The organism is Burkholderia sp. PvR073 (assembly GCF_054055695.1).
This window is the reverse complement of sequence record NZ_JBSRXO010000012.1, coordinates 46882-67094: the sequence shown is the minus strand read 5'-3', so window position 1 is coordinate 67094 and position 20213 is coordinate 46882. Positions and strand designations below refer to the sequence as shown.

The following is a 20213-nucleotide window of genomic DNA, read 5'->3' as shown; positions in this document are numbered from 1 at the left end:
TAAACACCAATCGAACCTGAGATCGACGCCATGAGCACGCCTCTGAAGACCCTGATCACGAAACTGAATCCGCTGTGCCGGCACGCGACCGAGCGTGCGGCGAGCGCGTGCCTGGCGCGCGGCCATTACGAGGTCGATCTGGAGCACCTGTTCCTCGCGCTGCTCGACGAAGCGACGGGCGACCTGCCGCTCGCGCTGCGCGCGAGCCGCGTCGATCCGCATGCGCTGCGTGCCGATCTCGAGCGAGAACTCACGCGGCTGAAGACGGGCAACACGCGCACGCCGGTGTTCTCCGTGCATCTGATCGCGCTGTTCGAGCAGGCATGGCTGATCGCGTCGCTCGATTCTCAGCTCGGTCGCATCCGCTCGGGGCACCTGCTGCTCGCGCTGCTGACCGCGCCCGATCTCGCGCAGTTCGCGCAGCGCATGTCGTCGCAGTTCGCGGAAATGAACGTGACGGACCTGAAGCACAAGTTCGACGAGATCATGGGCGGCTCGAGCGAGGCCGAGCCGCGCCAGCCGGATACGGAAGAGGGCGACGTCGCGTCGGCCGCCGACGGCGCCGCGCCCGCGGCCGGCCCGTCGAAGACGCCCGCGCTCGACACCTACACGACCAACCTCACGCAGCGTGCGCGCGACGGCAAGATCGACCCGGTGATCGGCCGCGAAGCGGAGATCCGCCAGGCGATCGACATCCTGATGCGCCGCCGCCAGAACAATCCGATCATGACCGGCGAGGCCGGCGTCGGCAAAACGGCGGTCGTCGAGGGGCTCGCGTTGCGGATCGCGGCCGACGACGTGCCGCCGCCGCTGCGCGGCGTCGCGCTGCACGTGCTCGACATGGGCCTGCTGCAGGCCGGCGCGAGCGTGAAGGGCGAGTTCGAGAACCGTCTGAAGAGCGTGATCGACGAGGTGAAGAAGAGCGCGCACCCGATCATCCTGTTCATCGACGAGGCACACACGATCATCGGCGCGGGCGGCCAGGCCGGCCAGAACGACGCGGCGAACCTGCTGAAGCCGGCGCTCGCGCGCGGCGAGCTGCGCACGATCGCCGCGACGACGTGGAGCGAATACAAGAAGTACTTCGAGAAGGATGCGGCGCTTGCGCGGCGTTTCCAGGTCGTGAAGGTCGAGGAGCCGAGCGAGCCGCTCGCGGCCGCGATGCTGCGCGGGATGTCCGGGCTGATGGAGAAGCACTTCAACGTGCGGATCCTCGACGACGCGATCACCGAGGCCGTGCGCCTGTCGCATCGCTACATCAGCGGTCGCCAGCTGCCGGACAAGGCGATCAGCGTGCTCGACACCGCGTGCGCGAAGGTCGCGCTCGCGCACAGCGCGACGCCGGCGGCGATCGACGACACGAAGAAGCGCATCGAGCGCATCGACGCGGAAATCGCGTCGCTGGAGCGCGAATCGGCGGGCGGCGCGTCGCATGACGAGCGGCTCGGCGAGCTGCGCGGCGCGCGCGACACGGCGCTCGCGCAATTGACCGAGGACGAGGCGCGCTATGAAGCCGAGCGCGTGATCGTCGCCGAGATCACCGAACTGCGCGACACGCTCGACAAGGCGCGCGGCCCGTCGGAAGACGGCGAGCCGGTCGACGTGCCGGCCACCCGCGAGAAGCTGGCCGAACGCGTCGCGGCGCTGCACGCGCTGCAGGGCGGCGAGCCGATGGTGCCGTTGCAGGTCGACGGCCACGTCGTCGCCGAGATCGTCGCCGCGTGGACCGGCATTCCGCTCGGCCGGATGGTGAAGGACGAGATCGACACCGTGCTGAACCTGCAGCCGCTGCTGAGCGCGCGCGTGATCGGCCAGGACCATGCGCTCGACGCGATCGCGCAGCGCGTGCGCACGGCGACCGCGAACCTCGAGGATCCGAACAAGCCGCGCGGCGTGTTCATGTTCGTCGGACCGTCGGGCGTGGGCAAGACCGAGACGGCGCTCGCGCTGGCCGACATCCTGTACGGCGGCGAGCGCAAGATGGTCACGATCAACATGAGCGAGTACCAGGAAGCGCACAGCGTGTCGGGCCTGAAGGGTTCGCCGCCGGGCTACGTCGGCTACGGCGAGGGTGGCGTGCTGACCGAGGCCGTGCGCCGCAACCCGTATTCCGTCGTGCTGCTCGACGAGGTCGAGAAGGCGCACCCGGACGTGCTCGAGATGTTCTTCCAGGTGTTCGACAAGGGCACGATGGACGACGCCGAAGGGCGCGAGATCGACTTCCGCAACACGTTGATCATCCTGACGTCGAACGTCGGGTCGACCGCGGTGATGCAGGCGTGCCTGAACAAGCCGGCCGAGGAGCTGCCCGATCCGGACGCGCTCGCCGAGGCGCTGCGTCCGCAGCTGTACAAGACGTTCAAGCCGGCGTTCCTCGGCCGGATGAAGGTCGTGCCGTACTACCCGATTTCCGACGACGTGCTGGCCGAGATCATCGAGCTGAAGCTCGAACGGATCCGCCGCCGCATCGACGCGAACCACAAGGCCGCGTTCGAGTGGGACGAATCGCTCGTCGATGCGGTGCTCGCGCGCTGCACCGAGGTCGACTCGGGCGCTCGCAACGTCGACCATATCCTGAACGGCACGCTGCTGCCGGAGATCGCGGGCCACGTGCTCGGCCGGATCGCCGACGGCGCGGCCATCGCGCGCATCGCGGTGCGCGCGGACGAGGCCGGCGAATTCGCATACACCGTCGAATGAGCACGGCCGCGCAACACGCATTGATGAACTGACCGAACCATGCCGATCAATCTTCCCGAGCTGCTGACGCCGATCAGCGATGCGTCGCCCAGCGGCGACGACCTGCTGTTCTCGAACGAATTCGACGCGATCCAGGATGCGCGGCGCTATGACGATCCGACGCTCGACCAGGGCGAGTGGGTGACCGAGATCAAGGAGGCCGACTGGGGCTTCGTCGTCGATCACGCGGGCGAGTTGCTGCGCACGCGCACCAAGGACCTGCGGCTCGCCGTGTGGCTGACCGAGGCGCTCGCGCTGGAGGACGGCATCACCGGCCTCACCGAAGGCTATGCGCTGCTGGAAGGCCTGTGCCGCGACTATTGGGACACCGTGCATCCGCTGCCCGAAGGCGACGACGTCGAATACCGGCTCGGCAACGTCGCGTGGCTATCCGGCCGCACGGCCGAGTTGCTGCGCGGCATTCCCGTGACGGAAGGCGCGTCGAGTGCGTTCACCACGCTCGACTGGGAAGTCGCGCAGCATGTGGCGCAGGCCGTGAAGCGCGACCCCGAACACGCGGACGACATCGCGCGCGGCAAACCGTCGGTCGAGCAGGTCGATGCGTCGCGGCGCGTGACGCCGATCGCGTTCTACACGACGCTGCTCGCGAACCTGAAGGCGTTCGAGTTCTCGCTCGACGCGTTCGAGGAGCGGCTCGTCGAACGTGCGGGCGATTCGGCGCCGAGCTTCCGGCAGGCGCGCGACGCGTTCGAGACCGTGTACCGGCTCACCGAGCGCTTTGCGCGCGAGCAGGGCTATACGGGCAGTGCGCCGCAGGCGCCGTCGTCATCGCAGACGCAGCCCGAGCGCATCGAGCCGAGCTTCGGCGACGCGTTCCCTACCCAGGAGACCCATGTGCAGTCGCAGACCGCTCCGCGTCCTCCGATGACGCAAATGATTGCCGGCATCCAGAACCGCGCGCAGGCCGTCGACCAGCTGCGCGCCGTCGCGCGTTACTTCCGGCAGACCGAGCCGCACAGCCCGGTCGCGTATCTCGCGGACAAGGCGGCCGAATGGGCCGACATGCCGCTGCACAAGTGGCTCGAGAGCGTCGTGAAGGACGACGGGTCGCTGTCGCATATCCGCGAGCTGCTGGGTGTGAGGCCCGACGAGCAGTCGTGAGGCAGTCGTGGGCTGGATTCAGTAGTCGGTCGGTCAGGCGACCGACTTGTTGACACTGCGGGAGCAGAATGGGGCCTGCGCAATCCGCGGGACAGTCTGCCAGTAATCCTGCCCCCGGATCGCCGCTTACTGCCCTACCCGGAACTCAATCCGCCGATTCCTCGCCCGTCCGTCCGCCGTATCATTCGGCGCAATAGGCTGATCCGGCCCGACCCCCGTCGTCGTCATCTGCTGCGGCGGAATGCTCTTCGTGATCAGATACCCCTTCACCGCATCCGCGCGCGCCTGGCTCAGCGCGATGTTCGACGTCCGGTTCCCCGAGTTGTCGGTGTGGCCGATGATGTCGACCGTGCGGTTCTGCAACTTCGACAGCGCGGCCGCCATCTGATCGAGGATCTGCCTGCCTTGCGGCGTGAGCGTCGCGCTGCCCGTCTCGAACTCGATCGTGCGGTTCGCGAGCGTCTGGTCGAGCAGCCCCTGCTCGGACGCCGACACACGCAGCCCGTTCTTGATCGTATAAGTCGGGTTCAGCGTGTTCGCCATGTCGCTCGCGAGCTGCTGGCGCTGCGCCTCGTTGTGCACCTCGCCCTTCACCTCGATCTGCGTGCCGTTGATCTTCAACTGGCCCTTGCTGATCTGCTTGAGCTGCGCGCCGAGCAGTTTCTGCACGTTCGCGCTCCAGTTCGGCGGCGTCGCGACGTCGCCGACCTCGATCTGGTCGACCACGTTCGCCGCGCCGTAGGTGTCGCGCAGCTTCTGCAGCACGGCGGCCTTGGTCGCCTCGTCGGGCACCTTGCCGCCGGCCACCACCTGGCCGGGCGTCGCGTTCGCGGGCGGCGGCGCGATCGTGCCGGCCGTGCCGTGCACCACCGTGCCGGACGCTGCGGCCGACGCGGCGGCGGGATTGGTATTGGCGGGCAGGGCGGCGGTCGCGACCGCGCCGTTGCCGACCGGCGTGACGGTCGCGCCGCCCGTGTTCTGCGCGTAGGCCGCGCCGCTGCCGATGAGGCCGGCGGCGACGAGGGCGGCCACGAAGGGCGAGAAGCGCGCGCGGCGGACGTGAATCGTGCGTTGCATCCGGTCAGCCTCCGATGAACGCTTCGCGGAATGCGTCGATGGCGACGCGCAGCGAGAGTTGCGGTTGGTCGAGGTAGCTGACGAGCTTGCTGATCTGGTGATCGTTTTGCGCATGGGCGTCGATCCACTCGGGATCGTCGATGTCGATGTTGTGGGCGGCGTAAGTCTGCGGGTCGACGACGCTCAGCAGCGTCTTCGATGACGCGCCGTTGAAGCCGATGATCAACCGCTCGCGCTCGGCGATCGAGCCGATGAAGATCGCGAGCTCGAAGTCGGCCTGCGCGACAAACGGAGCGATCAGTTCGAGCCAGAACGCGGCGACGAGGCTGCGATAGAACGGATCGACCGGCAGCGGCAGCGTGAGGCCGCGCTCGATGTGCGACGAACCGCTCTGCATCACGGGCCGCAAGAGCGAGCCGAGCGCGAGCATCGCGCCGCGCAGCCGGACCGGATGGCCGCTTTCGAGCAGCATCTGCTGCAGGCCGTACAGCGACTGGTGTTCGATGAAGTCGTTGAAGGTGCCGTCATGCGACGTGCCGGGGCCGCCGACGTCGATCGGCACCTGGGTGTCGCCGAGCGCCTGCAGCGCGCCGGGCGGCTCCTCCTTGGCCAGCAGCGGCGGGATCTGCGCGGCGACGCGCGACCACAGCCGCGCGAACGCGAGCGGGCTGCGCGCGAGGAACGCGAGCGGCCGGTCGACTTCCAGCGCGGTCGCGCCGAGGAACGGGAAGCGGCGCATCGACACGTCGTGGCTCGCGACCATGTGGCCCGCGATCGCGAGCTTGCTGCGCGAGCCGAGGAACGCGAAATGCATCGGCTTCGCATCCTCGTAGACGATCTTCCAGCGCGGATCTTCCGCGAGCAGTTCGAGCGCCTGCGCGATCCAGCGATCGAGCGTCTGCAGCAACTGCGGATTGTGCGGGCTCTTCACGAAGTCGCCGCGCGACGGAATCTTGCCGAAGTAGGCGATCTGCGCCTGAACGGTTTGCGTCATTGCGCCCCCTGTGCATTCGTTGCGGTGGCGGCCGTGACGGCCGGTGCCGCGGCCGGCACGCCCGTGCCGGCCTGCGTCGCGTTCTGTGCTGCGCCCGCGCTCGCGTCGGCGACCGACGACGGCAGCTGCAGGCCGCGCAGGCTTTGCTGCTGCGGCTGGTCGCCGCCGCCGCTCGTCGGCTGCGACGTGCTGATGATGCGCATCGTCACCGATACGTTCACGCTGCCCTGGACCCACGTGAGGTCGAAGGTGCCGTCCGGACGGCGCTTGCGCTGCGCGGAGTTGATCAGCTTCTCGAGACCGTAGCGGCCCGGCTCGTTGACGAGCTGCACCGTGCGGCCGTCGAAGGTCGTCGCGGACAGCGTCGCGCCCGGCGAACCCTGCGGGTTCGGCCACACGAAATTGGTCCACTGCGGCGGCGTATTGCGGTAGCGCAGTTGCTGGCCGTCGATCGCGATCGTGTATTCCGTCGTGCCTGTGCTCGGCTGCGGCAGGATCTGGAACACGGTCTGCGGTTCGGCCGCCGCGGCCGCGCCGCCTGCGGCGCCGCCGGCGAGCGGGGCGACCCAGCGCGCGAAGCCGTTCGTGAAGTCAGGCGTGAGGCCGATGCCCATGTCACCCCACGTGCGGGCCGCGAGCGTGTCGCCGCGGCGCACCGCGAGCGGGCCCAGCGTCGTGCCGACGAACTTGGCGATCGCACCGTCCGGACCGAACACCTGCGCGATTTCGCCTGCGCCGGCCTCGACCTTCGCATTCGCGGCGAACGGGTACTTCGTCGCGAGCGAGCTCTGGAACGGCTGGTAGACCTGCGCGTTCCACACCTTGTTGACTTCGGCGCTGGCCGGCTGGATCACCACCGAGAACGCCTGCATCAGCGGGCGCACCAGCAGCGGACGCAGCGACTTGCGTTGCGAATCGGTGAGGCCGGTCAGCATCTGCTCGTCGACGAACTTCAGCGAATCGGCGAGTTCCGAGCCGTTGCCGTCGAGCGTCTGCTGCATCAGCTGGCGCGCGCCGGGGCCGGGGTCGCCCTGGTTCTTGATCACGTTGAAGCGCGTGCGCACCTTCGACAGCGAGTCCATGTAGCCCTTGAGCATCGACGTGCCGTCGTGCGTCGCGACGATCCGCGCGAGCCCGATGAACTCCTGGCCGATCGGACCCATCGGCACCTCGGCCGGATTGCCGTTGATGTCGATGTTCGCGGCCGCCATCTGGCCGGCCTGCGAGCGCGTGAACAGTTGCTTGACCCAGTTCACGACACCCGTCTGCGCCTTCTTGATCGTCACGTTCGCGAGCGACGGGTTGTCCCACGACGTCTGGTCGTACGCGGTCTCGAGGATCTTGCGGATCGGCGAATCCTGCGGATCGCCGAGGCGGTTCATCCCGTCGACGGCCTGGCCGAAGCTGCTGAAGCCCTGCACCGCGATGCCCTGCATGAACTTCTGCCAGTGCTGCGCGTACTCGGTCTTGTACATCCCGACGAGCGTCTTCTGGATCTGCTCGGGGCTGCCTTCCAGCGTCAGGTCGTCCTGCGTCGACGTGTTCAGCACCCAGTCCTTCGCCTGCAGCTCCTTGGTCGCCGCGTCGCGGATCGCCGGCTGCACGTAGTCGAACCATGCTTCACGCGTGAACGTGCCCGGAATCGCGTAGCTGCCGGCGACCAGCCCCTGGTTGCCGTCGCCGACGATGCGCGCGATGGTCATCGGTGCGAAGCGGGTCGATGCGCGAGCCTTGATTTCCTCATAGACGCGCTGGCGGGCCGGCATGCCGCGCACGACGCGGCGCAGGTTCTCGCGGGTCTGGTCGACGAGCGCGAGGTTCGCGTCGATCATCGGCCAGTCGTCGTCGGTCACGCGCGACAGATAGAACGAGATCATGCGCTCGGCGCTCTTGATCATCTCGTCGCGCGGCATGTTGCCGCGATTCGTCTCGAGCCAGCCGCGCCAGAAGCGGGCGAGCTGGTCGGTCAGGTGCGCCTGTTCGACGTGACGCTTGTCGGACAGCATCAGGTAGGTCTTCAGCGCGTTGTACGCGTCCTGCACGTTGGTCGGCGACGCGTCGCTGTACAGCCCGCCCTGCGGAGCAGCCGGCTGTTGCGGCGCGGCGGCGGTCGCGGCGGATGCGCCTTGCGCGGCGCCGGCCAGCGGTGCGGCGCCCGGCGGGTTCGTCGAGACCGGCAGCGCGCCGCCCTGCACGGCACCCGATTCGGGCGGGCGCGTCATCGGCACAAGCTGTTCGGGGTGCGCGTTCACGTCCTTCATGAACGACGCCAGGTTCTGCGAGACCGGCACGAGCAGGATCTGGCGCACGCCGTTGTAGTACTCGGTCAGCAGGTGCTGCTCGAGACGGTCGCCCTGGTACAGGCCGAGCGATACCGACACCGGCTTGTCGCGGCGGAACTGCTCGAGCTGTTCGATCCGGTCTTCCAGGATGTCCATCGCCTGCAGGCGCGACTGCAGGTCATTGCGGCCCTGCTGAAGGCGCGTGACGTTGTCGAGATCGGCCTGCACGTTCGCGACGAGCTGCTGGTTGCCGATCGTCGACCAGGTCCAGCCGCCGAGTGCGAGCGCGAGGGCCGCGACGAAGCCGAAGAAGGTCGCGTAGCGCAGCCGGGTCTTGGTCGGGCTCGCGAACTGGCGCACGGTCTGGCGGTCCGCGAAGATCACCTTGGAGAACAGGTCGCGCAGGAAGAAGCCGTTCTTCGAGAACGCGCTGTGCGGCTTCGGCAGCGCGCTCGCGTCGAGGCCGAAGCGGTGCGCGATGCGCTGCGCGGCGGCGCTGTTGGTTTCGCCTTCCTGCAGCGCGCTGGTGAAGTAGAAGCCGCGGAAGATCGGCTTGTACTGGAACGGGTTGTTCTCGAACAGCGTCGCGAGGAACGCGCGCAGCGACGGCTTGATCGTCGAGAATTCGAGCGGGAAGCTCAACTGGCCCGGCGACAGCTGGTTGCCGCGCGACAGCGACAGCTGCGCGACGCTGATTTCCTTCAGCCCTTCGTACAGTTCCTCGAAGCGCTCGTCGAACAGCGCGACGACGTCACGCTTCTCGTCCGGCTCGTAGGGCAGGGTGGCGCCCCACACGCGGTCGTACTCGTGCTTGTCGCTGCTGCTGAAGAATTCGGTGAAGCCGGTGATCAGGTCGGCCTTCGTGAACATCACGTAGACCGGCGCGAACACCTCGAGCTTTTCCGTCAGCTCCTGAACGCGCTGACGGAGGTTTTTCGCGAGGTTGATCGCAAATTCGGGGCGGTTGCCGGTGAGCTCGGCGATGCTCGCGGTGACGATGATGCCGTTGATCGGCGCCTTCGGACGGTAGCGCTTGAGCAGGCCGAGGAAGCCGAGCCATTCGCTGCGGTCTTCCTCGTGCACCGAGTAGCGGCCGGCCGTGTCTAGCAGGATCCCTTCGGTCGTGAAGAACCAGTCGCAGTTGCGCGTGCCGCCGATGCCGTGGATCACGGCGCTGTTCTTGTCCGCGAACGGAAACTGCAGGCCGGAGTTCAGCACGGCGCTGCTCTTGCCCGCGGCCGGGTTGCCGATCACGATGTACCACGGCAGTTCGTACAGGGCGGAGCCGCCCGACACCTGGCCGATCTTCGACGTCTTGATCGTCTTCACCGCGTCGGACAGGCGCGTGCGCAGCACGTCGAGGTCGGCGGTCTTCGAGTCGGGCGCGAGCGCGGCCGCGGCCGGTGCGGCGATCTTGCCGGTTTCCGCCTGCTCCTCCAGCACCTGGCCCAACTGCTGGTTCGCGCGCTTCACGCGCCAGCGGCGCCACAACGCGACGCCGAGCCACAGCACGAGGATCGCCGCGAAGGCGACCGCCGCCCACAGGAGCGGCAGCTGCAACATGTCGGCGACGATGAAGAGAATCGCCGCTAGCGCGACGATCCCGACAATCGAGAGCGTACGCGGATGAGTCAGCACGTTGAGGATGCGTTGCATAGGACGTTCAGGTTCCGGTGCGATTCAGTGAGGCGACGCAGGCGCGCCGAGCGGCAAGGGTGGCGCTGCGATGTGTCGCCATGCTGTCAAACGGGATGAAGAGGGCTGGCATCAATGCGCCCGCGGCATCGGAGAAGGCGCGCGCAATAATGAAAGGACGCTGTGAGAATTAAAACGGATGCGGCGGCCTGAAAAAATCGCGCAACGGAATGCCCGATCGATTGCGCCGCCCAAATCGTTTCCTGCCGGGTGATTAAAAAGCCCCATGCCGCCCTCATTATTTCTTGTTCGGCAGCCGTGACTAGCTGCCGCGTCCCAGTTTAAAACCGGGTTTATGGTATTCCACGTGCCCGAGATCCATCATCTTCCAACGGCCTCCCCAGGTCAGGCCGACCTGCTCGGCAACCTGCCCGTACAACTGGTAGCCGCGCATCGCCCAGGGATCTTTCTCGGAAATGACCAGCTTGCCGTCGCGCAGGAACGCGTTGTCCGCCGCCAGCCCGAACTGGTGATAACTCTGGAAGGCCGCCGCATTGGTCACGTTGGTGCCCATCTGCGCGAGCCGGTTCTGCCGTTCCGGACTCCGATAACCTTCCAGCAGCGCCATCTCGTAACCATATTGTTCGTGCATGATCTTGTAGACCAGCAGCAAACGCGTACGGAAATCGGGATCCAGCAGGTTCCAGTCGCGGCTCGCATCCTTCAGCGCCGGCCGCACCTGTTCGACTTCCTTCGTGGCAAAGACTTCCGGCGGCAACGGCGGCGGCGGCACGAGTTGTTCGCCCTGCAACAGCGCGGCGATCTTCTCGTCGGGCACGCGCGCCGTGTCGTCGTACTGAAATAATTGCCGACCGCGTAACGCAATGGCCACCAATGGCGGCGTCGCAAGAATACCTGCCGACACCATAATCATCAAGCGCCGCCGAACCAGTAAATTTTGCACGCCACTTAATGCGCCGCGCGTCACGGTTGCCGATTTAACAATTTGACTGCGCGTGCGTGCGGCGCGATCGTTCGCGCGGCGCGTCATGCGGCCGTGAAACTGGGCGACGGATTCGAAAACGGTCGCCCTGATACCCGGTAAAAGCAACAGGGCCGCAACCGCGACGGCAAGGGCGAAATAGGCGACGAGTGCGACGGCAATCAAGGAAATCCCCGGAAATTGGAATTGATTGTGTTTTGCAATGCTTGCTCTTAGAATCAGGCTGCTTTGAGAGGCCGGGCTATATTATCGCGGTGAATTAAACCAGGATTCAATGAGACGCTGAATGAGTGCGCCGGAAAATTCAAATTCGAAAACCCCGCCCAGCCTGCTGTCCGATACCAAACCGGCAGGCGGGGGCGGACCTCAGCAATCGCGCATTCTCGCGAATCTGGAAGGACGTGTCACGCCGCCAGCCGAAGCGCCGCGCCGTTCGCTGAAGGGGCCGATCGCGGCCGTTGTCGCGCTCGTGGTCGCCGTCGGCGGCTGGGGCGCCTGGCGCTTGCAGCAGCAATCGGGCGAGCAGGCTATCGTGGCCGCCGCGTCCGTGCCGGCACCGGTGAAGGCCGAGGCGGCCAGCGGTGCCGCCGTGCAGGTCGCGCAGAATGCAGCGTCAGCCGCGCCCGCCGCGCAACCCGCGACGATCGTCAACGACGATGCCGCATCCCAGACCGTTGCGTCCGCATCGTCCGCGTCAGGCGCGGACAGCAGCCGCTTGTCGCGCGCGCTCGCGAACGGTGCCGACGATGCGTCGGGCGCAGCCACGGCAGGCGCCGCCGCCGCGACGGCCGCCGCCGCAGCGGCGACGAAAACGGCGAAGGCCGACACCGCGAAGGGCGACAAGGTCGCCGCACGCAGCAAGGCCGATGCGAAGGCCGAAACGAAGGCAGAAGCCCGCAAGCATCACAAGGAACAGCAGGCGGAACTCGCGCAGGCGAAGAAGCGTCGCGAAGCGACGACTCGTACCGCGAGCGCGAAGGCGTCGGGGAAGGACGACCCGGATGCGGATCTGCTCGCCGCGCTCGTCGCACGCACGAAGCCGGCCGACAAGAAGGCCGCCGCCCAGAAGGGGCAGGCAGTGCCGACCAAGACCGCTGCCACGACGGGCGGTTCGCTCGCATCGCGCGTGAAGGATTGCTCGGAGCGCGGCTTCTTCGAGGATCAGCTGTGCCGCTGGCGCGTCTGCGACGGCCACTGGGGCAAGGATCCGGCCTGCCCGACCGCCGCGCAGTCGGAGCCGCGGCAGTAATCCAAGGCTTCGCGCCGGTCCGCTCATCGCACATGCGCCGCCCAATGGGCGGCGCGTTGCTTTTTGGGATAGGCTGATGAGGCCCGGACAGGCGTATGTGACAGTGTCGCGAAAGTGTCACATTCGTCGGGCATACGTTTCGTTTCATTTCCCGGCGTGGCGCCGCGATGCGCGATGCGCGGCGCGGCGCGCGCCGCACGACCTTCGACACGATGGACCTGATCGTACAGACTTACGGCGCCGATACGTCCGGCATGGTGTGCGGATTCCGCTTCGTCCCGGGCGGATCGGGCGTGATGCTCGACGCCGAAGCGGCCGCTGCATGGCTGCGCACGTGCCGCGAGCGCGATGCGACCGCATCGGACGATTTCGTCTGGCTGCACTTCAATCTCGCGCACGGCGCGAGCGAGCGCTGGATGCGCACCCACCTCGGGTTGCCCGACAGCTTCTTCGAATTCCTGCACGAAGGGTCGCGCTCGACGCGCATCGAGCAGGAGGACGGCGCATTGCGTGCGATCGTCAACGACGTGATGTTCAACCTCGAGCTGACGCCGTCGGAAATCGCCACGCTGTTCGTCCACGTCGAGCGGCGCATCATGGTCACCGCGCGGCTCAAGCCGCTGCGCTCGGTCGACACGCTGCGCGCAGGCGTGCGCGACGGCGAGCGGTTCCGGTCGCCGGTCGAACTGCTCGTGCACCTGCTGCACGACCAGGCCGACCTGCTGATCCAGATCATGCGGCGTACGAGCGTCGACGTCGATCGCATCGAGGATCGCTTCCTGTCGCAACGGCTCACGTCGAATCGCGTCGAACTCGGCGCGATGCGCCGCACCTTGACGCGCCTGCAGCGGATGCTGGCGCCCGAGCCCGGCTCGATCTTCCGGCTGCTCGCGAAACCGCCCGCGTGGCTGCATCCCGAAGACGTGCAGGAGCTGCGCGAGTCGACCGAGGAGTTCTCGCTCGTACTCGCCGATCTGTCGGGACTCAACGAGCGGATCAAGCTGTTGCAGGAAGAGATCGGCTCGCGGCTCGACGAGCAGAACAACCGGACGCTGTTCACGCTGACGCTCGTGACCGTGATCGCGCTGCCGATTAACATCGTCGCGGGCTTCTTCGGGATGAACGTCGGCGGCGTGCCGTTCTCCGAGAACAAGCACGGCTTCTGGCTGATGGTGCTGCTCGTCGCGGGCTTTACCGCGCTTGCCGCGTGGTGGGCGTTTCGCCGGCGCGACGATCGCTAGCCCTTGCAGGTGCGGCGCGAGCGGACCCGACAAAAAAACAGGCCCCGCATGCGAGGCCTGCCGAAGGACGTGAGGACTTGAACGCCGGCCGGCGCCGCGAACCGCGCGGCACCGGCCGGCCGGACAACGTTACTGAACCAGCGTCTTGCGCGGCTTGAACATGCCCTGATAGCGCAGCGACGGACGTTCCTTCGCCGTCGGCGCGATGCCGCCGAAGCTCGGCGTCTGGCGCAGCTTCATCGCGGCCGGCGAAGCGACCGAGCCGATCGACGTCGAACGCGAAGCCGGCGCGAGGTTGTTCGCGACGAGCAGTGCGGCCTCGCTCTTCAGGTTCGCGAGCAGCACCGGATCGGTCGAGCTGTTGACCTGCGTGAGCAAGCCGCTCCACGCGGCGTCGCTGTAGTTCACGACGTAGTAGTCGAGACCGCTCGGATCCGCGACCACGCCCGTGCAGCCGTCGATCCGCGTCTGCGCCTGCGTATCCTTCAGCGCGATCGTCGTGTGTTTCGCGAGACCCTGGCCGTACGCGATCGTGAGCGGTACCGTCCACTGCAGGCCCGGATACGCGTTCTTGTTCGGGAACGGCTGCTGTTTGAGCGTGACGATCGTCTGGTTCTTCGTCATGTCGCACTGCGTGTCGAGCGAGATCAGCGGCACGCCCGTCTGGCGCACGTAGCTGTCGCCGATCGGGCCGACCGACTGGCCGCTCGCCTTCGACAGCGCATCCCACAGGCGCTTCGGCGTGCCGTTGCCGAACGAGTAGTCGACCAGATACTGCTGCAGGCCCTGGCGCAACGTCTGCTCGCCGAGATAGTTCTCGAGCGTCTTCAGCACGTGGCCGCCCTTGTCGTACGTGAACGCGCTCGCGCTCAGCACGAAGTCGTTCGACGCCCAGTCGTTGAAGTTCGGCGCGACCGGGAACGCGTTCGGGCCGATGTCGCGATTGATCACGCGGTACTTGTTCTTCACCTGGTCGAGCCAGCTGAACTCGTCGGGGAAGAACTGGATCGTCGTCTTCGTCTCGAAGAACGTCGCGAACGACTCGTTGAGCCAGACGTTGTCCCACCAGTCGGTCGTGACGAGATCGCCGAACCACTGGTGCGCGACTTCGTGCGTCAGCACCTCGTTACCGTAACGCGACATCGGCTGGCCCGGCTGCGGCAGGATGTCGTCGGCGAACTCGAGGATCGACCCCCAGTTCTCCATCCCGCCGAAGTTCAGGTCCTTCTGCTCCTTGAACGCGTCGTTCGCGGCGACCGTGTCGAACTTCGTCAGCGGCAGCGGGATGCCCGTGTAGCGGTAGTAGTAGTCGAGCGCCTGCTTGGTGCGGTCCATCGCGGGCTTCGCCCAGTCGCTCATGCCCGGCGGCGTGAACACGCGCAGGTGCAGGCCGCCCTTGCCGCCCGGCAGCGGGCTCGAGAAATCGTCCTCGTAGGTGTCGAACATGCCGCCGCCGAAGAACAGCAGGTACGACGGCATCGGCGGGGTCTTCTCGAATTGCACGAGCTTGTAGCCGCCGCCGACGTTGGTCGACGGCTTCTCGGCCGCATTCGACACGACGCGCCAGCTTTGCGGCACTTCGGCCGTCACTTCATAGGTCGGACGGAACGCCGGCTCGTCCCAGCCCGGGAACCACTGGCGCGACAGGTTGGTTTCGCCCTGCGTGAGGATCGCGCCGCTCGTCTTGCCGTCGGTGCCCTTCAGGTCGACGCGGAACACGCCTTCCGCGGCCGAGCAGCCGGGATACGGATCGTCGCCGCAACTGCCGCCCGTCTGCGTGGCCGGATCGTCGTACGACTTGAAGTTGATGATGCCCGACCACTCCATGTGCAGCGAATAGTTGCCCGGCGCGATCGTGCCGGCCGCGGGGCGCAGCTGGTAGAAGTCGCCCTTGTCCTGCGGCGTCGCGATCAGCTGGATGTTGCCCGGCTGCAGCGTGATGCGGCCGTTCGTGAACTTGATCCGGTGGCCGGCGATCACGATGTTGTTGACCGGCTTCAGCACCTTGATTTCGACGTCGGCGCGCCCGTCGAACGCGTTCAGCGCGTCGTTCGGGCGGAACCACAGCCGGTAGTTGACCGGTACCACGGTGTCCGGCAGCTCGACAGGCGACGCGCTCTTGTCGACGTTGGACGCGCTCGGCGGCGTGTTGGCGGCGGGCGACGAGCCCGAGTGCGGCGCGCCGGCCGAGCTGAGTGCGGAAGCCGAGCCCACGCCGCCGTCGTCGCCGCCGCAACCGGCGAGTGCGAGTGCGGCGACCAGCGGTAGATAACGCATCTTGTGAATATTGATCGACATGACTGAAACCTCGATTGTTGAAAGAATCGTTCAGTGCTGCGAAAACGCCGGCAAAGACAATCCCTCGCCGTTAATCAGCGGCGATGAGAAAAGCCAATGACGGATTATTCGAAAAGACGGTCGGCCGACTACGTGAAGGTAATCATCGTTTACTGCCCCCTCTGTGTTTCCGGATGTCGGTTAACTTGCCGGTTCAAAATGGCCGTGCGCGTGTTGTACTGAATTGATTTCGCGCGCACGACACGCGGCCGCCCGCCCTGCACGGGCGTGCATTCCCTTTGAACCGACGACCCACGGGGCTGGCCGTACCAGACCGCAGGACGGAAGGACGGCGTGTCGCCGTTCCGTAAAATCGCCGTCATGCGGCATCAAGGTTTGTCGGCCTGCTCGAAGGATGCGTAAATATACTTGATGGTTTTGGGTAAAGGAAACGAAAAAATTAGAAAGTGACTCGATTGAATTTTTCGTGTGCCATTGAATGCTGGAAGGCATTAATTCACTTTCCGTTTAGCTACTGCTTTCCGTAGTTTTAATCTATTAACGATCTCGGAGATACGCGAAAACTACGAACCGGCGTGTGGCGCGGCGTGCTCGGTACAATGCATCGACCACCTGTCGATTGAGATTGATTGCCGCAAGGAGGCCAGCCCATGCCACGAGCCCTGTTCCTTATCGCGCCGCTGCGCGCCGTGCTGCTGCTGTTCGCCGCCGCCGTCATGCTTGGCGGTTGCGCGGGCTTCACGCGCGAGCCCGTGAGCGTATCGGTCGCGGGGCTCGACCCGCTGGTCGGGCAGGGCCTCGAGATGCGCTTCAGCCTGAAGCTGCGCGTGCAGAACCCGAATGACGCGCCGATCGAATACGACGGCATTTCGGTCGCGCTCGACCTGAACGGCACGCCGTTCGCGAGCGGCGTCAGCGATCGCTCGGGCGTCGTGCCGCGTTTCGGCGAGGCGGTGATCGACGTGCCCGTTTCGGTGTCGGCGTTCGCCGCCGCACGGCAGGCGTGGAACCTGCCCGGCGCGGCGGCCAGCGGCGAGCTGCCCTACGCGCTGCGCGGGCGGCTCGCGGGCGGTGTGCTGGGCAGCGTGCATTTCCGCGACGCGGGCACGTTGCGCATGCCGACGACGCCGGGATGGGGTGGGTAGGTGTGACGGTAACGTCGGCCAAATGTCACGAAAAGTTGACGAATTAACAGTCTTCAACAGTTTGCTTGGCGGAAGTTAGATTGTGGTGGTTACTGCTCCTACACTGGTCAATGTCCGAGGGTCGGACGTTCTTTTAGGAGAGTAACCACATGGCTGCAAAGTTCGAGATCAAAAAGGCGACGAACGGTCAGTACTTCTTCCATCTGAAGTCGGCGAATGGCGAGATCATTCTGGCGAGCGAGCGGTATGAGGAGAAGGGTGGCGCGCGAACCGGCATCGCTTCCGTACGCGAGAATGCGCCGCTGGACGAACGTTATGAGCGGAAGATCGCGCACAACGGCGAGTACATGTTCAACCTGAAGGCCGCAAACCACCAGGTTATCGGTACGAGTGAAACGTACAAGAGCACACAAGGCCGTGACAACGGGATTGCCGCCGTCAAGCGCGACGCGCCCGCCGCAGAGACTGTCGATCTCGCCTGATTGACGATCGTGCCGCGGCAAACGCCTTCGGGCGGGCGCCGCGGCCGCGGTTTTTGCGGGGCTGGACAAAGCGCGGTATGGTGTCGTCCGCGCGGTGAATTCTCGCCGCCTGTCTGAAGCCAACCGTAGCCGAGCTCGCGTGACCGATTTCCCCGTTTTCCACTGGACCGACGCCGACGGCGCCGAACATGCCGTGCGCTGGCGCTCCGAAGCCGGCGTGCAGCCGCCGAAGCGCGCCGTGCCCGCCGACGACCGCTTCACCGCCGATGCCGCGTACCGCCTCGCGTGCGAGGGCACCGCGCTCGTCTGGCAGGGCGACTTCCAGAATGCGCGCCAGCTCGTGCAGGCGATGGCCCGCCGCGTCGAACGCAAGCCGAAGAAGGCGAAGGCCGCGGTCGGCGCCGACGCATTCAACCTGCACCGGCTCGCGCAATCGCAGCGCGCCCGCACGCTCGGAATGCTGCTGATCCCGCTCGATGCCGACTACACGATCCCGCTGCGCCGCGCGCCCGACGTGCGCGCCGCGTGCGAGGAAGCGTACGGGCCGGGCGACGCGCCGTCGGTCGTGTCGTTGCGCGAACTGCTCGGTCTCGTCGGTGCGCACGAATGGCGCAAGAAGGGGGTGCCGATTCCGGCACTCGGCGGTGCGCCGATCCATCCGCATTACGGCGTGTTTTCGCCGGTGCGCGGCGAGTACGTCGAACTCGTCGCGCGTGCGCCGCTGCCGGTGACGTCGCTCGCATTCGACATCGGCACCGGCACCGGCGTGCTCGCGGCCGTGCTCGCGTCGCGCGGCGTCGAGCGCATCGTCGCGACCGACCAGGATCCGCGTGCGCTCGCGTGTGCCCGAGAGAACATCGCGCGGCTCGGCCACGCCGATCGCGTCGAGGTCGTCGAAGCCGACCTGTTTCCGGCCGGCCGCGCGCCGCTCGTCGTGTGCAACCCGCCGTGGGTGCCGGCCCGCCCGAGCGCGCCGATCGAATACGCGGTCTACGATCCCGACAGCCGCATGCTGCGCGGTTTCCTCGCCGGGCTCGCCGACCATCTCGAGCCGGGCGGCGAAGGCTGGCTGATCCTGTCCGATTTCGCCGAGCATCTCGGCCTGCGGCCGCGCGACACGCTGCTGCAATGGATCGATGAAGCCGGTCTCGTCGTGCTCGGCCGCGAAGACATCCGCCCCGCGCATCCGAAGTCGACCGACGCGGACGATCCGCTGCACGCGGCACGCCGCGCCGAACTCACGTCGCTCTGGCGGCTCGGCGCGCGGGCCTGATCGCGCATTTTCGGTAAACTGTCGCCATTCCTCACGAATTCACGCCGCCGGGCCGTGGTCACCCGACCATGGCCCGGCGCCGCTTCACGATGTCGAACAAGACCTACGAAATCCGTCCGGAGCAGTCCGTCGAGCTGTTGAAGGAACTGCACATCCTGACCCGCGACGGCAAGCTGAACCAGGACAGCCGCCGCAAGCTGAAGCAGGTCTATCACCTGTTCCAGTTCATCGATCCGCTGCTCGCGAGCGTGCAGGCCGACAAGGGCGCCGTCACGCTCGTCGATCACGGCGCCGGCAAGTCGTATCTCGGCTTCATCCTGTACGACCTGTTCTTCAAGCAGCAGCCGGGGCACGGCACGCCGGCGTTCGCGTCGCACGTGTACGGCATCGAGACGCGCGAAGAGCTCGTCACGCGTTCCGCCGAACTCGCCGCGCGACTCGGGTTCGGCGGGATGTCGTTCCTGAACCTGTCGGTCGCCGACTCGATCACGTCGCCGAAGCTGCCCGAAACGGTCGATGTCGTGACCGCGCTGCATGCGTGCGACACGGCGACCGACGACGCGATCCGTTTCGCGCTCGCGAAGCGCGCGCAGCACATCGTGCTGGTGCCGTGCTGCCAGGCGGAGGTCGCGGGCGTGCTGCGCAGGAACAAGGGCAAGTCGCTCGCGAATGCGCTGACGGAAGTGTGGCGGCATCCGCTGCATACGCGCGAATTCGGCAGCCAGATCACCAACGTGCTGCGCTGTCTGCAGCTCGAGGCGCACGGCTACCAGGTTAGCGTGACCGAGCTGGTCGGCTGGGAGCATTCGATGAAGAACGAGCTGATCATCGCGCAGTACAAGAACCTGCCGCGCCGCAAGCCCGGCGAGCGGCTGAACGAGATCCTCGGCATGTTCGGGCTCGCCGAACTGAACGAGCGCTTCTTCGTGCCGGCGCCCGCGGCGGCGGACGACGAGGCCGTCGAGCCGGCTGCGGACTGAGGCCGACTGAGCCGACTGACGCGCGGCCCGTCGGCCGTGCGATGGCCGGCCGTCGCGCGACCCGTCAGACGTCGTCGCCCGGCCGGCGCATCCATTCACGCCAGCCGTCGTGGCCGAGGCGGCGCAGCGTTTCCTGGTTTTTCTCGTAGATCGCGGACGCGTCCGGAAACGCGTCGACCGCGCGCGCGATGCTGTCCTCGCGCAGCAGGTGCAGGATCGGATACGGCGCGCGGTTCGTGTAGTTCTCGATGTCGTCGGCTTCGCTGCCTTCGAACCGGTACTCCGGATGGAAGCTCGCGATCTGCAGCACGCCGTCGAGCCGCAACTGCCGCACGAGCCGGTCGGCGAAAAACAGCGCATCGTTGTAGTCGACGAAATCCGCGAACGCGCGCGGATAGATCACGAGCGTCGTGTCGACCTGCTGCGGATCCGCCGCCTCGAGCGCGCGCAGCTCGGTTTCGAGGTCGGCGAGTGCGTCCTCGAGCGTCGTCGCTTCGCTGATCGCATAGCGCACCTGTTCCTTCACATAGACGCTCTTCGCGAACGGGCACAGATTGAGCCCGATCACCGCGCGCGCGAGCCAGTGCCGCGTGGCGGCGAGGATGGCGTCGTGCGAGTCGGGGCGGGTATCGGTCATGGCGAAGGCAATCGGGCGAAGCGGCAGCGAGGGCCGCATTGTAGCTGGAGCGGACC

The 20213-nt window shown here is 66.7% G+C and carries 14 protein-coding genes; 8 read left to right on the top strand and 6 right to left on the bottom strand.

The window, feature by feature from the left end; genetic code table 11:
* Window positions 1-30 precede the first annotated feature (30 nt).
* Both tssH and tssA read left to right on the top strand, forming a co-directional pair.
* Entirely contained in the window at window positions 31-2700 is a 2670-nt protein-coding gene (gene tssH, locus ACVK00_RS28220; protein WP_284888494.1) for a type VI secretion system ATPase TssH, read from the top strand.
* A 39-nt stretch (window positions 2701-2739) separates the two neighbouring features.
* Window positions 2740-3861: a type VI secretion system protein TssA gene (gene tssA, locus ACVK00_RS28215; protein WP_284888495.1), complete on the top strand. Its 1122-nt coding sequence runs from the start codon at window positions 2740-2742 to the stop codon at window positions 3859-3861.
* 126 nt (window positions 3862-3987) lie between these two features.
* Here tssA and ACVK00_RS28210 read toward each other — a convergent pair whose 3' ends face one another.
* From ACVK00_RS28210 to ACVK00_RS28195, 4 genes are all read right to left on the bottom strand, one after another.
* Window positions 3988-4938, bottom strand: a complete 951-nt coding sequence (locus tag ACVK00_RS28210; RefSeq protein ID WP_284888496.1) for an OmpA family protein — start codon at window positions 4936-4938, stop codon at window positions 3988-3990.
* 4 nt (window positions 4939-4942) lie between these two features.
* Complete coding sequence (gene tagF / locus ACVK00_RS28205) at window positions 4943-5932, bottom strand: type VI secretion system-associated protein TagF (protein WP_006755789.1); 990 nt, start codon at window positions 5930-5932, stop codon at window positions 4943-4945.
* The gene (gene tssM, locus ACVK00_RS28200; protein WP_284888497.1) at window positions 5929-9870 is read right to left on the bottom strand and encodes a type VI secretion system membrane subunit TssM; all 3942 of its coding nucleotides are present in this window, start codon (window positions 9868-9870) and stop codon (window positions 5929-5931) included. Before tssM ends, tagF begins: the two co-directional genes overlap by 4 nt.
* 301 nt (window positions 9871-10171) lie before the next feature.
* Window positions 10172-11017, bottom strand: a complete 846-nt coding sequence (locus ACVK00_RS28195) for a M15 family metallopeptidase (RefSeq protein WP_006755762.1) — start codon at window positions 11015-11017, stop codon at window positions 10172-10174.
* 121 nt (window positions 11018-11138) lie between these two features.
* Between ACVK00_RS28195 and ACVK00_RS28190 the strand changes: the two genes are divergently transcribed.
* A complete protein-coding gene (locus ACVK00_RS28190; protein ID WP_284888498.1) occupies window positions 11139-12101 on the top strand; it encodes a phage tail protein in 963 nt (320 codons plus the stop codon).
* A 212-nt stretch (window positions 12102-12313) separates the two neighbouring features.
* Window positions 12314-13342, top strand: coding sequence for a transporter (locus ACVK00_RS28185; protein WP_166722076.1), 1029 nt, complete (start codon window positions 12314-12316; stop codon window positions 13340-13342).
* 129 nt (window positions 13343-13471) lie between these two features.
* On the opposite strand, the gene ACVK00_RS28180 is transcribed toward ACVK00_RS28185, so the two are convergent.
* A complete protein-coding gene (locus tag ACVK00_RS28180; RefSeq protein WP_284888499.1) occupies window positions 13472-15640 on the bottom strand; it encodes a M1 family metallopeptidase in 2169 nt (722 codons plus the stop codon).
* A gap of 650 nt (window positions 15641-16290) precedes the next feature.
* On the opposite strand from ACVK00_RS28180, the gene ACVK00_RS28175 reads away from it, so the two are divergent.
* The 4 genes from ACVK00_RS28175 to ACVK00_RS28160 all read left to right on the top strand — a co-directional run bounded on the left by ACVK00_RS28175 (window position 16291) and on the right by ACVK00_RS28160 (window position 19520).
* Window positions 16291-16785: an LEA type 2 family protein gene (locus ACVK00_RS28175; protein ID WP_228906656.1), complete on the top strand. Its 495-nt coding sequence runs from the start codon at window positions 16291-16293 to the stop codon at window positions 16783-16785.
* A gap of 149 nt (window positions 16786-16934) precedes the next feature.
* Entirely contained in the window at window positions 16935-17267 is a 333-nt protein-coding gene (locus ACVK00_RS28170; protein WP_228906657.1) for a YegP family protein, read from the top strand.
* A gap of 139 nt (window positions 17268-17406) precedes the next feature.
* On the top strand, window positions 17407-18540 hold the full coding sequence (locus ACVK00_RS28165) for a class I SAM-dependent methyltransferase (RefSeq protein ID WP_284888500.1): 1134 nt from the start codon (window positions 17407-17409) through the stop codon (window positions 18538-18540).
* An 89-nt stretch (window positions 18541-18629) separates the two neighbouring features.
* On the top strand, window positions 18630-19520 hold the full coding sequence (locus tag ACVK00_RS28160) for a class I SAM-dependent methyltransferase (RefSeq protein ID WP_284888501.1): 891 nt from the start codon (window positions 18630-18632) through the stop codon (window positions 19518-19520).
* A gap of 64 nt (window positions 19521-19584) precedes the next feature.
* On the opposite strand, the gene ACVK00_RS28155 is transcribed toward ACVK00_RS28160, so the two are convergent.
* On the bottom strand, window positions 19585-20157 hold the full coding sequence (locus tag ACVK00_RS28155) for a DUF1415 domain-containing protein (RefSeq protein WP_284888502.1): 573 nt from the start codon (window positions 20155-20157) through the stop codon (window positions 19585-19587).
* Window positions 20158-20213: the final 56 nt, after the last annotated feature.

Excerpts from the sequence above, each read along its gene's own strand:
- tssH (WP_284888494.1), top strand. The coding sequence starts at position 31 with ATGAGCACGCCTCTGAAGACCCTGATCACGAAACTGAATCCGCTGTGC.
- ACVK00_RS28170 (WP_228906657.1), top strand. The coding sequence starts at position 16,935 with ATGGCTGCAAAGTTCGAGATCAAAAAGGCGACGAACGGTCAGTACTTC.
- ACVK00_RS28180 (WP_284888499.1), bottom strand. The coding sequence starts at position 15,640 with ATGTCGATCAATATTCACAAGATGCGTTATCTACCGCTGGTCGCCGCA.
- ACVK00_RS28185 (WP_166722076.1), top strand. The coding sequence starts at position 12,314 with ATGGACCTGATCGTACAGACTTACGGCGCCGATACGTCCGGCATGGTG.
- ACVK00_RS28155 (WP_284888502.1), bottom strand. The coding sequence starts at position 20,157 with ATGACCGATACCCGCCCCGACTCGCACGACGCCATCCTCGCCGCCACG.
- ACVK00_RS28190 (WP_284888498.1), top strand. The coding sequence starts at position 11,139 with ATGAGTGCGCCGGAAAATTCAAATTCGAAAACCCCGCCCAGCCTGCTG.
- ACVK00_RS28210 (WP_284888496.1), bottom strand. The coding sequence starts at position 4,938 with ATGCAACGCACGATTCACGTCCGCCGCGCGCGCTTCTCGCCCTTCGTG.
- ACVK00_RS28175 (WP_228906656.1), top strand. The coding sequence starts at position 16,291 with ATGCCACGAGCCCTGTTCCTTATCGCGCCGCTGCGCGCCGTGCTGCTG.
- tssA (WP_284888495.1), top strand. The coding sequence starts at position 2,740 with ATGCCGATCAATCTTCCCGAGCTGCTGACGCCGATCAGCGATGCGTCG.
- tssM (WP_284888497.1), bottom strand. The coding sequence starts at position 9,870 with ATGCAACGCATCCTCAACGTGCTGACTCATCCGCGTACGCTCTCGATT.
- ACVK00_RS28160 (WP_284888501.1), top strand. The coding sequence starts at position 18,630 with ATGTCGAACAAGACCTACGAAATCCGTCCGGAGCAGTCCGTCGAGCTG.
- tagF (WP_006755789.1), bottom strand. The coding sequence starts at position 5,932 with ATGACGCAAACCGTTCAGGCGCAGATCGCCTACTTCGGCAAGATTCCG.